This is a genomic window from Bradyrhizobium sp. 159 (assembly GCF_023073795.1).
Classification (GTDB): domain Bacteria; phylum Pseudomonadota; class Alphaproteobacteria; order Rhizobiales; family Xanthobacteraceae; genus Bradyrhizobium.
This window is the reverse complement of sequence record NZ_JADPKE010000096.1, coordinates 81887-96958: the sequence shown is the minus strand read 5'-3', so window position 1 is coordinate 96958 and position 15072 is coordinate 81887. Positions and strand designations below refer to the sequence as shown.

Genomic DNA, 15072 nt, shown 5'->3' with positions numbered 1-15072 from the left:
CACACGTCCGCGAATGAGCGGAGTCAGGCGCGGGCAGAACATGTCTGGAACGCGCCGGAGATGCCGGAACCTATCGTCCTTCGCCGGCGCGCCACAGCGCATCGAGGCCGTGCCGGTAGGTCGGGTGAGCAAGCGTGACGCCGAGCTCGCGCTTAAGTTTCGCGTTGGAGACCCGGGCGCTGCTGGCATAGAAGCTGCGGGCCATCGCCGACATCTCGGCTGTCGCGAACGCTTCCTCGGGCGGCGGTGCAACGCCCATCAGCTGCGCGGCGTAGGCGATCACGTCCTGCGGCGGCGCGGGCTCGTCGTCGCACACGTTCCAGGTGCCGCCGTTCGGGTGACGGACAGCGGCCATGATCGCGCTCGCGATGTCGTCGACGTGAATGCGGTTGAAGACCTGTCCCGGCTTGATGATGCGCCGGGCCTTTCCCGCACGCAAGGTCACGAGCGCATTGCGGCCGGGGCCATAGATGCCCGCAAGCCTGAGGATCGCGGCAGCGCCGCCTGTTGCATCCGTCCAGGCTTGCTCCGCCGCGAGCCGCATCCGCGTGCGTTCGAACATCGCGTGTGGCGGCGTGCTCTCGTCGAGCCATCCGCCGCCCTGATCGCCATACACGCCGATGGTCGAGAGATAGACGACCTTGCGGCGACCTGCCGCCACTACGTCCGCAAGGCCGGTGACTGCGGGATCGCCGGAGCTGCCGGGCGGGATCGATATGAGAAGGACGTCGGCGTCGCTGATGCGTTCGACCGTGGTGCGATCCAGATCACTTCCGGAAAAGGCTTGCACCTCGATGCCGGCGAGATCATCCCGCTGCCCGGGATCGCGCACGGTACCGGCGACGTGCGAGAAGGCGCCGCCGAACCTGCGGACGAAGTGCCTGGCGCTATAGCCGATGCCAAGAATGAAGAGCCGCATGCCTCTGCCGTGCTGGTCGGAGTTCCCGTCGCGCTAGCTGCGCGCCTCTCCGCTCATAAGAGATTTTTGGGGCCGGCAAAAGATATTGCAATTTGTCTCATCTGCGGCCGCGGGCGATGGTCACCCGGGCGATAGGAGAAATCATCGATCATGCAGGCAGAAGCATCCGCCACGCCGTTAGCATGCAATGCTGCCGACCTGATCCGGCGCGCCGCCGCGCTCATCTTCGATGTCGACGGCACGCTTGCCGAAACGGAGGAGCTGCACCGGCAGGCGTTCAATCATGCCTTCTCGCGCCACGGGCTCGGCTGGGAATGGGATCGCGCCATCTACAAGGACCTGCTGCGGGTGACCGGGGGCAAGGAACGTATGCGCGCCTACCATGCAAGGCTGCGGACCGCCCAACCATTGGCGGACGAGGACATCGCGGAGCTTCATCGCATCAAGACCGCTCATTATGCCGAGTTGGTCGAGACCGGCTGCTGTCCGTTGCGGCCAGGCGTGGCGGAGCTGCTCGCCGCGGCGAGGGCGCGCGGCCAGCGGCTCGCGATCGCGACCACCACTTCTCACGGCAATATCGACGCACTGCTCTCGCAGGCGCTGGGGCTGGGCTGGGCCAGGGTTTTCGACGCGATCGTTGCCGGCGACGACGTGCGGCACAAGAAGCCTGCACCGGACGTCTATCTCGAGGTCCTGGCACGGCTGAAGCTGACTGCGCACGACTGTGTGGCGATCGAAGACTCCGCTAATGGCCTGATCGCGGCCTCACGAGCCGGCATACCGGTTCTGATCACGCGCAGCATGTTCTTCCGGGACGATGATTTCAGCGCTGCGCGGGCCGTGCTGGACGATCTGTCGAGGCTTGGATGAGGTGCTAAACAAAAAACTCGCAAAACAACCCCATGCACAGTAGATCACGCCGGCGTGATCATCGTCTTCAATGGACGCGGTGGCTCGGGCTATCCTCTTCGGCCTGCTCGACAATCTGCGCGATCGGGCTCGATTGGTGATGCACCAGGCGCCAGCCGTCGCCGACGCGGCGGAAATGGTTCGCCGCGGCCAAAGCGGTGCCGTCGACGATCTCGATGCAGAGCACGCGCGCGCTGTCGCCGTCGACGATGGCCTGCGGTTCGGCGCACACGATCTGCGGCCGCTCCGGGTTCTGCAGGATGTCGCGCCAGCTTCCGATCACGGTGGCCCGCCCGATAATGGCCGGCCAGCCGGGATGGATGCAGGAAATGGCGTCATCATCCGCCCACATTCGCTCCATTTCGTCGAAATTGCCGGTCGAAAAGGCGGCGTAGAAGGCCGCGTTCGCGGCGATGACCTTGCTGTCTTTTGCCATGCCTCCCGGGTGCGGCAATGGCAGGCAAAAATCAAGCGCGACTTCCGTCGGCTTTGACCGCGGTGCAGCATTCAAGATGCTGCGCTTTGTGGTCACGCCGAAACGTGCGCCGCCACCGCCCGCCGTGCGCCATCTTGATAGAGACGGCCGAGCGCCGCAGTCACGGCCTCGCGCAGGCGCGGCTCTGCGCCAAGAGGTCCGAACACCTTCGCGACCCCGAGCATTGCGGGCGCGAGCCGCTCGGCGATGGGACCTGCCTCGCGCGCCAGTGCGGCGAATTCGCCGGCGAGCGGATCGCGCACGTCAATCGCGCGGCCCTGCTCGTCGAGCCCGGTGACGTAGCGCATCCAGCCGGCCACCGCGAGCGCATGGGTTGCGATCGGCAAATCCTTGCGCAGGCGATCCTGCATCGCGCCGAGCAGGCGCTGTGGGAGCTTTTGCGAGCCGTCCATCGCGATCTGCCAGGTGCGGTGGTGAAGTGCAGGATTTGCGAAGCGCTTGAGCAGCGAGGCGCGATAGGCGGCGAGGTCCGTGCCTGAAGGCATTGTCAGCGTCACCGCGGCCTCTTCCATCACCTGCGCGGCAAGACGGGCGAAATGCGGGTCCTGCATGGTGTCGGCGATGGTCTCGTAGCCTGAGAGATAGCCGAGATAGGCCAGCGCCGAATGGCTGGCGTTGAGCAGCCGCAGCTTCATCAGCTCGAACGGCTTGACGTCGCTGACGAGCTCGACGCCTGCGGCGGCGAGATCGGGCCGGCCCGCGGTGAAGCGGTCCTCGACCACCCATTGCGTGAACGGCTCGGTCATCACGGGCCATGCGTCGTGAAAGCCCAGCGCGGATGACACCGCATGCCGGTCGGCATCCGTGGTTTCCGGCACGATGCGGTCGACCATCGTGCAGGGGAAAGCGACTGCATCCGCGATCCACTTGCCGAGCTCCTTCGACCGCAGCGCGGCGAACTGCGTCACGATCCGCTGCACGGTTTGGCCGTTGGCAGCGAGGTTGTCGCAGCACAGCACGGTGAAGGGTCGAAGACCCTGCGCCCGCCGGCGCGCCAACGCGGCCACAATGAAGCCCGGAGCCGAGCGCGGTGCGTCGACATTGTTGAGATCGTGCACGATGTCGGGATGCCGCTCGTCGAGATCGCCGGTTTGCGGCGTGTGGCAATAGCCCTTCTCAGTGACGGTCAGGGACACGATGCGAATGGCGGGATCGACCATCCGCCCGACCAGCCGTGCCGGATCCTCGCGAGCGACGACGCTGTCGAGCAGCGCGCCAATGACGCGGTGCTCGGTGCCTTCGGCCGATCGTATGGCAACGGTGTAGAGGTGATCCTGTGGGGCGAGGGCGTCGCGCGTGTCCGGGCTGCGCAGGCTCGCGCCGACGATACCCCAGGACGCGCTGCCGGCGGCAAGGCAGTCGTCGATAACGACGGCCTGGTGTGCACGCTGAAACGCTCCCAAGCCCAGATGCACGACGCCCGGCGTGACGCGCGAACGGTCATAGGCCGGGCGGCGGATGCCGGGCGGCAGCCGCTCGAGATTGGTGCGGCCAAGGCGCGTTGAACGAAGGCGCATGGACGTCTCCCCTTTGCTTTGCCGCTGCTTGACATGGCGCCTGTCCTCGGTCAATGCTCCGGTCAATTGGTAAGACCAATTTTCCAAAATTGGCCAGTCGCGGGTCCACGAGGTGACTCGCGACCCGTTCGGGAGGACCAGCGTGCCGCTGGAAGCTGTGGAGGCGAGACGGCTCTATCGCCAGGTCGCCGATCAATTGCGAAGCCTGATCGACAGCGGCGAGTACGCCGTCGGCAGCCGCTTGCCGACCGAGCGCGAGCTCGCCGAGCAGCTCAGGGTATCGCGGCCGACGGTGCGCGAAGCTTTGATCGCGCTCGAGGTCGAAGGCCGCCTCCGCATCCGGGTCGGGTCCGGCATCTACGTGATCGAGCCCGCCGCCGTTGCGGCACCAGCACCCGCATCCGTCATCGAGGGCCCGTTTGAGCTGCTGCGCGCCCGCGAATTCCTGGAAAGCGCCGTCGCCGAAGAGGCCGCGCGCGTGGCGACCAAGGACGACATCGCCCACATCGATGCGTCCCTTGTCTCGATGGAGAATGTCGAGCATCCCGGCGAAGCCTCGATGGTCCATGATCGCGCGTTTCACATCGCGATCGCCGGGAGCCTCGGCAATGCCGTTCTGGTGCGCGTGGTCGGCGAGCTGTTCGACCAGCGCCTCAATCCCTATTTCGCTCAGCTTGCGCATTATTTCGAGAGTCCAGGCACGTGGCGCACGGCGCTCGACGAACATCGCGCGGTGCGCGATGCAATCGCGGCGCATGATCCGCAGGCCGCGCGCGATGCCATGCGCAATCATCTGGCGCGCTCCCAGGAACGCTTCGCGCAGAATTTTGGCGCCGAGAACGCGGTGGGATCCTCGTCCGGACCCAGCCGCACGGAGCGAGCCGGGGCAAAACCGTCAAAACCGAAACATGCGCCGAAGAAGCGGGCTGCGAGCAGCAGCGCACGGCGGCGATGAGATTGGGCGGCTCGCTTCCGCTTTGGGGCGGGCGAACAAGAAGCAGACTTGAACGATGGAGGAAAAGTCGATGTTGAAGAAGATGACGATTGCCGCGGCGCTCTCCGCCGCCGCGCTGCTGGCTGCGACCAATGCAGGCATGGCGCAGACCAAGCTCAAATGGGCCCATGTCTACGAGACCTCGGAGCCGTTCCACACCGCATCGGTCTGGGCCGCGCAGGAGATCGGCAAGCGCACCAATGGCCGCTATCAGATCGAGGTCTATCCGGCCTCCCAGCTCGGCAAGGAAGCCGACATCAACCAGGGGCTCGCGCTCGGTTCGGTCGACATCATCATCTCCGGCTCCAGCTTCGCGGCCAAGAGCTTCCCGCCGATCGGCGTGACCTACTATCCCTACACTTTCCGCAACGCCGACCATCTTCTCGCCTATACCAAGAGCGACATCTTCAAGGAGCTCGCCAAGGGCTACGAGGACAAGAGCGGCCATCACATCGTCGCGGTGACCTATTACGGCGTGCGCCAGACCTCGTCGAACAAGCCGATCAAGACCTGCGCCGACATGAAGGGCCTGAAGATGCGCGTGCCTGACGTGCCGGCCTATCTCGCAATGCCGCGCGCCTGCGGCGCCAACACCGCGCCGATCGCGTTCGCCGAAGTCTATCTCGCGCTCCAGAACGGCACCGTCGAGGCGCAGGAGAATCCGCTGACCACGATCGAGGCCAAGAAGTTCTACGAGGTGCAGAAGCACATCGTGCTGACCGGCCACATCGTCGACCACCTCAACACCGTGATTGCGGGCGCGCTGTGGAAGAAGCTCAGCGACGACGACAAGAAGATCTTCACCGATGTCGCGCAGGAAGCGGCCGCCAGGGCCACCGAGGAGATCAAGCAGAACGAGGCCAAGCTGGTCGCCTTCTTCAAGGAGAAAGGCTTGAGCGTGACCGAAGTCGACAAGAACGAGTTCCGCGACACCGTGCTGAAGAACGTTGCGTTCGAGACTTTTGGTTACCGCAAGGCCGACTGGGAAAAGATCCAGGAAGTCAAATAGCAGTGGCTGTCATTCCGGGGCTCGCGAAGCGAGAACCCGGAATCTCGAGGTTCCGGGTTCGACGCTGACGCGTCGCCCCGGAACGACGTTGAGGTCCATTGAGGAGCAACCCATGTCGACCGCCGAAATCCACCGGCAGATCACCGCGGACGAGATCGCCCATACCTTCGAGGAAGAGGCGACGCCGAAGGTCGATCTCGGCATCTACGCGCTCGAGGACTGGCTGGCGCTCGCGATCTTCTGGGTGATGGCGCTTGCCGTCTTCCTCCAGTTCTTCACCCGTTACGTGCTCAACGACAGCTACGCCTGGACCGAAGAGATCGCCACCTATTGCCTGATCGGCGTGGTCTTCATCGGCTCCTCGATGTGCGTGCGGCTGTCGCGCCACATCCAGGTCGATCTCGTCTACCGCTATCTGCCGCAGCCCGTGGCGCGCACGCTGTCGACGGTGATCGACCTGATCCGGATCGTCTTCTTCGGCTACGCCATCAAGCTGGTCTGGGTCTATATCCAGATCATCGGCGACGAGCAGATGACCACGATCAATCTTCCCAAGGACTACGTATATTATGCCGTGCTGCTCGGCTTCGTGCTGATGTTCGCACGCTCGGTGCAGGTGGCAATGCAGAACTGGCGGCAGGGCTACTCGGTCCTCGAACGTCCCGGTGCCTACGACGGATCGGAAGGATAGGACCATGCTGCTGTTGCTCGGAGGCTTTCTCATCCTGATGCTGCTCGGCGTTCCCGTGGCGATTGCCATGGCCGCGTCGTCGCTGCTCTACATCCTGGTCAGCGGCGTGACGCCCGACGTCACGCTGGCGCAGCGCATGATCGCCGGCGTCGAGAGCTTTCCGCTGCTCGCCGTGCCGTTCTTCATCCTGGCCGGCAACCTCATGAACATCGCCGGCGTTACGGGGCGCATCTACAAATTCGCCGTTGCGCTGGTCGGCTGGATGCGCGGCGGCCTCGGCCACGTCAACATCATCGGCTCGGTGATCTTCTCCGGCATGTCGGGCACCGCGATTGCCGATGCCGCCGGTCTCGGCACCATCGAGATCAAGGCGATGAAGGACCACGGCTACTCCACCGAGTTTTCGGTCGGCGTCACCGCGGCCTCGGCGACGCTCGGCCCCATCATCCCGCCGTCGCTGCCCTTCGTGATCTACGGCATGATGGCGAACGTCTCGATCGGCGCGCTGTTCCTCGGCGGCGTTATTCCCGGCGTCGTCCTGACCCTGTTCATGATGGCCACCGTCACCTACTTCGCGCACAAGAACAAATGGGGCAGCGATACGCCGTTCTCCTGGCCGCAGCTCGGCTCGGCCGGGCTTGAGATCGTTATCGTGCTGTCGTTCCCGCTTGCGATCTGGCTGATGACGCTCGCCGGCATGTCGACCAACATGGCGGTAGTGATCGGTCTCGGCACGCTGCTGGTGATCGACTGGTATTTCGACTTCTCCGCGGTGATGGCGCTGATGGCGCCGGTGATCCTGATCGGCGGCATGACCCTCGGCTGGTTCACGCCCACGGAAGCCGCCGTCGCCGCGGTGATCTGGTCGCTGTTCCTCGGCCTCGTGCGCTATCGCACGATGACGTTCCAGACCGTCGCCAAGGCGACCTTCGACACTATCGAGACCACGGCCTCGGTGCTGTTCATCGTCACGGCAGCCTCGATCTTCGCCTGGCTGCTGACGGTGTCGCAGGCGGCCCAGATGTTGTCGGACTGGATGCTCAGCATCACCCACAACAAATGGGTGTTCCTGGCGCTCGCCAACGTCCTGATCCTGTTCGTCGGTTGCTTCATCGACACCACGGCGGCGATCACCATTTTGGTGCCGATCCTGCTGCCGATCGTGCTCAAGCTCGGCATCGATCCCATCCATTTCGGCTTGATCATGACGCTGAACCTGATGATCGGACTGCTGCACCCGCCGCTCGGCATGGTGCTGTTCGTGCTCGCCCGCGTGGCAAAACTCTCGGTCGAGCGTACGACGGTGGCGATCCTGCCGTGGCTGGTGCCGCTGATGCTCGCGCTGATCGCGATCACCTACATTCCCGAACTGACCCTCTGGCTGCCAAAATACATGGGACTTTCCAAATGACTTCCACTGCTCTTGCCGCAACCCTGTTCGGGCCCGAAGACCTGCGCATGATCGAGCATTCGCTTGACAAGCTCAGCGACGGCATGGTGCGCGTCCGGTTCGGCGCCGGCGGCATCTGCGGCTCGGACATGCACTATTTCCGCCACGCCCGCACCGGCGATTTTGTCGTGAAGTCGCCGCTGGTGCTCGGCCACGAGATCTCCGGTGAGGTCGTGGAGATCGCCGGCGCCGCAGCGAACCTGAAGATCGGTGACCGCGTCGCCGTCAATCCGTCGCGCTGGTGCGGCCATTGCGTCGCCTGCCGCGAGGGGCGGCCGAATCTCTGCGAGAACATCTACTTCATGGGCTCGGCCTCGAAGACGCCGCACATGCAGGGCGGATTCGCCAATTATTTCGACGCGATTCCCGCGCAGTGCGTGAAGATACCGGACCACGTCTCCTATCAGGCCGCGGCGCTGGCCGAACCGCTCGCGGTCTGCCTGCACGCGGTCGCGCGCGCCGGTAACATCGAGGGCAAGCGCGGCATCATCTTCGGCGCCGGCCCGATCGGGCTTCTGACCATGCTGGCCGCGCGTCGCGCCGGTATGACTGATGTCACGGTGGCCGACATTGCGCCGGCGCCGCTGGCCTTCGCAAGCCGGCTCGGCGCCTCGCATGTCGAGAACCTTTCGGGCGGCGAAGAGGGTCTGAAGGCGCAGGCCGCATCGCGTCCCTATGATGTCGCGTTCGAGGTCTCCGGAACGGCCGCGGGCCTTGCGAGCGCAATCGGGATCGTGCGGCGCGGCGGTGTCGTGGTGCAGATCGGCAATCTGCCGGGCGGGCAGATCCCGACGCCGTCGAACGCTGTGATGGCGAAGGAGATCGACCTGCGCGGCTCGTTCCGCTTTGGCTTGGAGTTCATGACGGCGGTGGAACTGATTGCGGACGGCAGCGTCGACGTGCTGTCGCTGGTCACCGCGGAGCGGCCGCTATCGACCGCGCCCGATGCGCTCAGGCTGGCACTCGACCGCTCGCAAAGCGTCAAGGTCGTGCTGACCGCGAATTGATCGGAGACAACGCATGATGCTGGAAGGATGGCGCTGGTACGGGCCGGACGATCCAGTCTCGCTCGACGACGTCAGGCAGGCCGGCGCGACGGACATTGTCTCGGCGCTGCATCAGGTGCCGATCGGCGAGGCCTGGACGCGCAAGGCGGTCGAGGAGCGCAAGAACTTCGTTGAGAACGGGCAGCCCGGCCGCTCGCAACTGACCTGGTCGGTGGTGGAATCAATTCCGATCCCCGACGACGTCAAGCGACTCGGGGCTAAGGCGACGAAGTCGATCGAGGCGTGGATCGCGAGTCTCGAAGCGGTGGCCGCTTCGGGCATCAAGATCATCTGCTACAATTTCATGCCTGTCGTCGACTGGTGCCGCACCGATCTGGAATGGGAGCTGCCGAACGGCGCCCGCGCCATGCGCTTCGACCAGGACCGCTTTGCCGCCTTCGAGCTGCATATCCTCAAGCGTCCTGCTGCGCTTCAGGAGTATTCGCCGGAGCAGCAGGCCCGCGCGAAACAGCTGTTCGACAAGATGAGCCAGGCCGACATCGACTATCTCGTGATGGTCATTGCCAGCGCGCTGCCGGGCTCGACCACCGAGCCGATGACCATCCCGCAATTCCGCGATCGGCTCGAGACGTATCGCGACATCACGCCGAAGATCCTGCGGCGGCATCTTGCCGAATTCCTGGGCCGTGTCGCGCCGGTCGCCGAGCAACTCGGTGTATCGCTGACGCTGCATCCGGATGATCCGCCGCGCCCGCTGTTCGGCCTGCCGCGCGTTGCCTCGACGGCCGAGGACTACCAGGCGCTGTTCGACGCCGTGCCGTCCAAGGCCAACGGCATCTGCCTGTGCACTGGATCGCTCGGCGTGCGCGCCGAGAACGATCTGCCTGCGATGGCGGAGCGCTTTGGCCCTCGCATCGCCTTTGCCCATCTGCGCGCAACAAAGCGCGAGGCTGATGGTCTCTCCTTCTACGAGTCCGATCACCTCGACGGCGACGTCGACATGATCGCAGTGCTCAAGGCGCTGCTCAAGGAGAATGCGCGGCGCTCTCCGGACAAGAGGATTGTTTTCCGTCCCGACCATGGCCACCGCATGCTCGACGATCTCGCCGCCACCAAGCGCACCAATCCCGGCTACACCGCCATCGGCCGCCTGCGCGGCCTCGCCGAGCTCCGCGGCGCGATCAGGGCGATCCAGCATCGGTAGAGGCTCGCTTCTCATCCGTTAGCGAGGCGTTTATCCACACCGTCATTGCGAGCCAACGGGTCCGCGCGAAGCGCGGCCCGATGACAGGCTTCCGCGAAGCAATCCCGAGTCTTTCCGCGGAGGGATTCTGGATTGCTTCGCTGCGCTCGCAATGACGTGGAGAGAGGGGGCTTCACCCCAGCACCGCCTGCCTGGTGGCGTGCTGCCGTCGCCGGGACTTGATACAGATTCACCCGATCGCGAAATCGGCGGCCGTCTCGGCGTGGATTGCGGTCGTGTCGAACGTCTCGACCGACGTGTCATCAGGGCCGACCAGCATCGTGATCTCGGTGCAGCCGAGGATGATGCACTCCGCGCCGCGCTCGACGAGCGCCGCCATTGCCTCTTGATAGCAACGGCGCGAGGGTGCAGCGACAGTCCCGAGGCACAGCTCGTCGTAGATGATGCGGTTCACCTCGGCGCGCTCGTCCGCGGGAGGAATCATGGCATCGAGATCGTGCGCGCGCAATCGGTCGATGTAGAAGTCTTCCTCCATCGTGAACCTGGTGCCGAGCAGTCCGACCCGCCGGTATCCCTTCGCCCGGATCCGCTCCGCCGTCGCATCGCCGATGTGAATGAACGGCACGGTGACGCTCGCCATGATCTCGGGCGCCAGTTTGTGCATCGTGTTGGTGCACAGCACGATCGCCCGCGCGCCGGCGCTTTCAAGGCGCCGCGCGATCTCGGACAGGCTCGTCGCCGCCTCCCGCCAGCGGCCGGCATACTGCATCTCCTTGATCTCCTGAAAATCGTAGGAATACAGCAGCAGCGGCGCCGAATGCAGCTTGCCCACGCGGTCGCGGACCCGCTCGTTGATGAGCCTGTAATAGAGCGCAGTGCTCTCCCAGCTCATGCCCCCGATCAGGCCGATGGTTTGCATTCCGGTGCTCCAGGCGAGTCAATTTGACCGGATCGTAGTGGAAGACCTCTAAGCTCGCCATCACGACGATCGCGAAGCCCTTGATCATCTGCGGGTCCACTCCAGGGGTGGCCGTCGCACGGGGCTGAAGTGCAAACGGCAGGGACCGGCATGACGGCTGCGCAGGCGGCGAGAAGCCTTTCGATCTTGCGCGCTTTCGCGGCCTGTCCTACCCCAGTTCCCGAATAGAGTGCATCGCCGAAGCCTTGAGGGAGCCGTCATGACCATTCGCAACACCCGCACCGGGGGCCAGATCCTGATCGATCAGCTCGTCGCCCAGGGCGTCGAGCGCGTCACCTGCGTGCCGGGTGAGAGCTATCTGGCGGCCCTCGATGCGCTGCACGACAGCCCGATCGATGTCGTGATCTGCCGCGCCGAAGGCGGCGCTGCGATGATGGCGGAGGCCTATGGTAAGCTCACCGGCCGCCCCGGAATCTGCTTCGTCACGCGCGGGCCCGGCGCGACCAATGCCAGCCACGGCGTCCACATCGCGATGCAGGATTCGACGCCGATGATCCTGTTCGTCGGCCAGGTCGATACCGGCATGCGCGAGCGCGAGGCGTTCCAGGAGCTGGACTACAAGGCCGTGTTCGGCACCATGGCGAAATGGGCCGTCGAGATCGATCGCCCCGACCGCATTCCAGAGCTGGTCGCGCGCGCCTTCCGTGTCGCCATGCAGGGCCGCCCTGGTCCCGTCGTGATCGCGCTGCCGGAGAACATGCTGACCGAGACCGCGGCGGTTGCCGATGCCATGCGCATCGAGCCGGCGGTGAGCTGGCCGGCGCCGGCCGACATCGAGAAGCTCGGCGACATGCTCGCCGGTGCCAAGGCGCCGCTCGTCATTCTCGGCGGCTCGCGCTGGACGGATGAGGCGACCAGGAGCGTCGCCCGCTTTGCCGAGCGCTTCGACCTGCCGGTCGCGACCTCGTTCCGCCGGGCTTCGCTGATCGACGCCGACCATTCGCATTACGCCGGCGATCTCGGCATCGGGCCGAGCCCGGGCCTGAAGGCGCGCATCGAGGGCGCCGACGTCATTCTGCTCATCGGCGGCCGCATGTCGGAGATGCCGTCCTCGTCTTACACGCTGCTCGGCATTCCGGTTCCGCAGCAGAAGCTGATCCACGTGCATCCGGGCTCCGAGGAGCTCGGCCGCGTCTATCAGCCGGCGCTTGCGATCCAGGCGACGCCCGCTGCGTTCGCGGCGGCCGTCGAGACGCTGAAGCCCGCCGGAACGGTGGCCTGGAAGGGCGAAGCGGCGAAGGCGCATGCCGATTATCTCGCCTGGACCGAGAAGGCGCGCGAGCTGCCGGGCACGTTCCAGTACGGCCAGGTCATGACCTGGCTGCGCGACCGCCTGCCCAAGGACGCGATCGTCTGCAACGGCGCCGGCAATTATGCCGGCTGGATCCATCGCCACCACCGCTTCCACAGCTTTGCCGCGCAGCTCGCGCCGACCTCGGGTTCGATGGGCTATGGCGTGCCGGCGGGCGTGCTGGCAAAACGGCAATATCCGGATCGCGTCGTCGTCGCCTTTGCCGGCGACGGCTGCTTCCTGATGAACGGCCAGGAGTTCGCGACCGCCGTGCAGTATGACGCACCGCTGATCGTCATCATCGTCGACAATTCGCAATACGGCACCATCCGCATGCACCAGGAGCGGGATTATCCCGGCCGCGTCGTCGGCACCCAGCTCAAGAACCCTGATTTCGCGATGTACGCGAAAGCGTTCGGCGGCCATGGCGAGCGCGTCGAGCGCACCGAGCAGTTCGCACCGGCGTTCGAGCGCGCGCTCGCCTCGGGCAAGCCGTCGATCCTCCACTGCATCATCGATCCGCGCGCGATCTCGGTCGGCAAGGACTTTGTGCCGACCGTGAAGGCTTAGGCGATGGCGACCGGTCGCCACGTCGCCATCATCGGTGCCGGCGCGATCGGCGTGATCAGCGCCATCGAGGCGCTGCGCGAGGGACATCGCGTCACGTTGATCGATCCGGGCGAGCCCGGTGGCGAGCAAGCGGCGAGCTATGGCAATGCCGGCTGGCTCTCCTCGCATTCGGTGATCCCGCCGGCCGAGCCGGGCGTCTGGAAGAAGGTACCGGCTTATCTGATGGATCCGCTCGGGCCGCTCGCGATCCGCTGGTCTTATCTGCCGAAAGCGCTGCCCTGGCTGATCAAGTATCTGCTCTCGGGCTGGACCGAGACGCGGGTCGAGAAGACGGCGTTTGCGCTGCGCGACCTGCTGAAGGACGCACCGCTGCTGCACAAAAAGCTCGCGGAAGAAGCGGGCGTGCCTGAACTGATCGAGCGCAACGGCGTGATGCACGTGTTCCCGTCGCGCGGCAATTTCGATAGCGATCTCGGCTGGCGCCTGCGCAAGCGCGTCGGTGTCGAATGGCTCGAGCTTAACGCGGACGAGATGCGCCAGCGCGAGCCGGACCTGCATCCGCGCTACACCTTTGGCGTGGTGGTGGAGGAGGCCGGCCGCTGCCGCGATCCCGGCGCCTATGTCGCAGCGCTCGCCAATCACGCGCTCGCCAGCGGTGCGAAGCACGTGCGCGCCAAGGCGACAGGGCTAAAACTCTCCGGCGACAAGCTCGTCGCCGTCGTCACCGAGACCGGCGAGATCGCGTGCGATGCCGCAGTGGTGGCGGCGGGCGTCCGCTCGAAGCAACTTACTGCGTCCCTCGGCGATCCGCTGCCGCTCGAGACCGAACGCGGCTATCACGTCATGATCGAGAACCCGGAATCGGGGCCGCGCAGCTCGATGATGGCGTCCGATGCCAAGATGGTGGTGAACTGGACCGACAGGGGCCTGCGCGCTGCCGGCACGGTCGAGATCGCCGGCCTCGAAGCCGCGCCAAACTGGAAGCGAGCCGAAATCCTGCGCAACCACCTCATCAGCATGTTCCCCAAGCTGCCGAAGGACATGCCAGCCTCGCGCATCAAGACCTGGTTCGGTCATCGTCCGAGCATGCCGGATGGACGGCCCTGCATCGGCCATGCGCGGGCCTCACGCGATATCGTCTATGCCTTCGGCCATGGCCACATCGGCTTGGTCGGCTCGGCGCGTACCGGCCGTCTGGTCGCGCAGCTCCTCAGCTGCAAGCAGCCTGAGATTCCGCTTGCGCCGTTCGCACCCGATCGTTTCCTCTGAGATCGTACCATGACTCCTCCAGCCAATTCGTCCTCCCGCATTGCCCGTGGCGGCAAGGCCATCTATGGCGCGCCGCTCGGTATTTTGATGCTGGAAGCGCGCTTTCCGCGCATCCCCGGCGACATGGGCAACGGCACGACCTGGCCGTTCCCCGTGCTTTATCGCGTGGTGAGTGGCGCTTCGCCGGAGAAGGTGGTGCTGAAGGGCGCAGCCGGCCTGCTGCCCGATTTCATCGATGCCGCGAAAGACCTGGTGCGGCTCGGGGCCGAAGCCATCACCACCAATTGCGGCTTCCTCTCGTTGTTCCAGAAGGAAATCGCGGCCGCCGTCGGCGTGCCGGTTGCGACCTCGTCGCTGATGCAGGTGCCGTGGGTGCAGGCGACCTTGCCGCCCGGCAAGCGCGTCGGCCTCGTCACGGTGTCGGGCTCGACGCTCTCGCCCGCCCATCTCGAAGGTGCCGGCGTGCCGCTCGATACGCCGCTCGTCGGCACCGAAAACGGCAAGGAGTTTTTTCGCGTCCTGATCAAGGCCGAGAAGGACGACATGGACGTGGCGCAAGCCGAGCGCGACGTGGTCGAAGCCGGCAAGCAGCTCGTCGCGGAGAATCCGGACGTCGGCGCCATCGTGCTCGAATGCACGAACATGCCGCCTTACGCCGCAGCGCTCCAGGCCGAGGTCGGGTTGCCGGTCTATGACATCTATTCCATGATCACCTGGTTTCATGCCGGACTGCGGCCGCGCATCTTTGCGTGAACGCGTCCGTGAGA

Annotated in this window: 14 protein-coding genes; 10 read left to right on the top strand and 4 right to left on the bottom strand. The window is 65.3% G+C overall.

Annotated elements, in window-relative coordinates; all coding sequences use genetic code 11:
- Positions 1-70: 70 nt before the first annotated feature.
- The gene (locus IVA96_RS30220; RefSeq protein ID WP_247421012.1) at positions 71-919 is read right to left on the bottom strand and encodes an SDR family oxidoreductase; all 849 of its coding nucleotides are present in this window, start codon (positions 917-919) and stop codon (positions 71-73) included.
- Positions 920-1069: 150 nt separating this feature from the next.
- Between IVA96_RS30220 and IVA96_RS30215 the strand changes: the two genes are divergently transcribed.
- Positions 1070-1789: an HAD family hydrolase gene (locus IVA96_RS30215; RefSeq protein ID WP_247421009.1), complete on the top strand. Its 720-nt coding sequence runs from the start codon at positions 1070-1072 to the stop codon at positions 1787-1789.
- A gap of 67 nt (positions 1790-1856) precedes the next feature.
- Here IVA96_RS30215 and IVA96_RS30210 read toward each other — a convergent pair whose 3' ends face one another.
- Positions 1857-2264 carry a nuclear transport factor 2 family protein gene (locus IVA96_RS30210; protein WP_247421003.1) on the bottom strand — a complete coding sequence of 136 codons (408 nt, stop codon included), beginning with the start codon at positions 2262-2264 and terminating at the stop codon, positions 1857-1859.
- 92 nt (positions 2265-2356) lie between these two features.
- The gene (locus IVA96_RS30205) at positions 2357-3841 is read right to left on the bottom strand and encodes a mannitol dehydrogenase family protein (protein ID WP_247421001.1); all 1485 of its coding nucleotides are present in this window, start codon (positions 3839-3841) and stop codon (positions 2357-2359) included.
- Positions 3842-3983: 142 nt separating this feature from the next.
- Between IVA96_RS30205 and IVA96_RS30200 the strand changes: the two genes are divergently transcribed.
- From IVA96_RS30200 to uxuA, 6 genes are all read left to right on the top strand, one after another.
- Positions 3984-4796, top strand: coding sequence for a FadR/GntR family transcriptional regulator (locus IVA96_RS30200; protein ID WP_247420998.1), 813 nt, complete (start codon positions 3984-3986; stop codon positions 4794-4796).
- Between the two features lie 70 nt (positions 4797-4866).
- Positions 4867-5844 (top strand): sialic acid TRAP transporter substrate-binding protein SiaP, encoded by a 978-nt coding sequence (locus tag IVA96_RS30195; RefSeq protein WP_247420995.1) that lies wholly within the window; start codon positions 4867-4869, stop codon positions 5842-5844.
- A 112-nt stretch (positions 5845-5956) separates the two neighbouring features.
- Positions 5957-6535, top strand: a complete 579-nt coding sequence (locus tag IVA96_RS30190; protein ID WP_247420994.1) for a TRAP transporter small permease — start codon at positions 5957-5959, stop codon at positions 6533-6535.
- Positions 6536-6539: 4 nt separating this feature from the next.
- Positions 6540-7946: a TRAP transporter large permease gene (locus tag IVA96_RS30185; RefSeq protein ID WP_247278305.1), complete on the top strand. Its 1407-nt coding sequence runs from the start codon at positions 6540-6542 to the stop codon at positions 7944-7946.
- Complete coding sequence (locus IVA96_RS30180; RefSeq protein ID WP_247420990.1) at positions 7943-8992, top strand: L-idonate 5-dehydrogenase; 1050 nt, start codon at positions 7943-7945, stop codon at positions 8990-8992. Before IVA96_RS30185 ends, IVA96_RS30180 begins: the two co-directional genes overlap by 4 nt.
- A 13-nt stretch (positions 8993-9005) precedes the next feature.
- Complete coding sequence (gene uxuA, locus IVA96_RS30175; protein WP_247420988.1) at positions 9006-10196, top strand: mannonate dehydratase; 1191 nt, start codon at positions 9006-9008, stop codon at positions 10194-10196.
- Between the two features lie 229 nt (positions 10197-10425).
- On the opposite strand, the gene IVA96_RS30170 is transcribed toward uxuA, so the two are convergent.
- The gene (locus tag IVA96_RS30170) at positions 10426-11115 is read right to left on the bottom strand and encodes an aspartate/glutamate racemase family protein (RefSeq protein ID WP_247420986.1); all 690 of its coding nucleotides are present in this window, start codon (positions 11113-11115) and stop codon (positions 10426-10428) included.
- A gap of 259 nt (positions 11116-11374) precedes the next feature.
- Here IVA96_RS30170 and IVA96_RS30165 point away from each other — a divergent pair, with 259 nt between their 5' ends.
- The 3 genes from IVA96_RS30165 to IVA96_RS30155 are packed head-to-tail and all read left to right on the top strand — an operon-like array spanning position 11375 to position 15058.
- Positions 11375-13036: a thiamine pyrophosphate-binding protein gene (locus IVA96_RS30165; RefSeq protein ID WP_247420984.1), complete on the top strand. Its 1662-nt coding sequence runs from the start codon at positions 11375-11377 to the stop codon at positions 13034-13036.
- Between the two features lie 3 nt (positions 13037-13039).
- Positions 13040-14305 (top strand): FAD-dependent oxidoreductase, encoded by a 1266-nt coding sequence (locus IVA96_RS30160; protein ID WP_247420982.1) that lies wholly within the window; start codon positions 13040-13042, stop codon positions 14303-14305.
- A gap of 9 nt (positions 14306-14314) precedes the next feature.
- Positions 14315-15058: an aspartate/glutamate racemase family protein gene (locus tag IVA96_RS30155; RefSeq protein WP_247420980.1), complete on the top strand. Its 744-nt coding sequence runs from the start codon at positions 14315-14317 to the stop codon at positions 15056-15058.
- The last annotated feature ends 14 nt before the right edge of the window (positions 15059-15072 follow it).

Bases quoted from the DNA above. Each gene is read 5' to 3' on its own strand.
- IVA96_RS30220 (WP_247421012.1), bottom strand. From the start codon at position 919: ATGCGGCTCTTCATTCTTGGCATCGGCTATAGCGCCAGGCACTTCGTC.
- IVA96_RS30215 (WP_247421009.1), top strand. From the start codon at position 1,070: ATGCAGGCAGAAGCATCCGCCACGCCGTTAGCATGCAATGCTGCCGAC.
- IVA96_RS30210 (WP_247421003.1), bottom strand. From the start codon at position 2,264: ATGGCAAAAGACAGCAAGGTCATCGCCGCGAACGCGGCCTTCTACGCC.
- IVA96_RS30205 (WP_247421001.1), bottom strand. From the start codon at position 3,841: ATGCGCCTTCGTTCAACGCGCCTTGGCCGCACCAATCTCGAGCGGCTG.
- IVA96_RS30195 (WP_247420995.1), top strand. From the start codon at position 4,867: ATGTTGAAGAAGATGACGATTGCCGCGGCGCTCTCCGCCGCCGCGCTG.
- IVA96_RS30190 (WP_247420994.1), top strand. From the start codon at position 5,957: ATGTCGACCGCCGAAATCCACCGGCAGATCACCGCGGACGAGATCGCC.
- IVA96_RS30185 (WP_247278305.1), top strand. From the start codon at position 6,540: ATGCTGCTGTTGCTCGGAGGCTTTCTCATCCTGATGCTGCTCGGCGTT.
- IVA96_RS30180 (WP_247420990.1), top strand. From the start codon at position 7,943: ATGACTTCCACTGCTCTTGCCGCAACCCTGTTCGGGCCCGAAGACCTG.
- uxuA (WP_247420988.1), top strand. From the start codon at position 9,006: ATGATGCTGGAAGGATGGCGCTGGTACGGGCCGGACGATCCAGTCTCG.
- IVA96_RS30170 (WP_247420986.1), bottom strand. From the start codon at position 11,115: ATGCAAACCATCGGCCTGATCGGGGGCATGAGCTGGGAGAGCACTGCG.
- IVA96_RS30165 (WP_247420984.1), top strand. From the start codon at position 11,375: ATGACCATTCGCAACACCCGCACCGGGGGCCAGATCCTGATCGATCAG.
- IVA96_RS30160 (WP_247420982.1), top strand. From the start codon at position 13,040: ATGGCGACCGGTCGCCACGTCGCCATCATCGGTGCCGGCGCGATCGGC.
- IVA96_RS30155 (WP_247420980.1), top strand. From the start codon at position 14,315: ATGACTCCTCCAGCCAATTCGTCCTCCCGCATTGCCCGTGGCGGCAAG.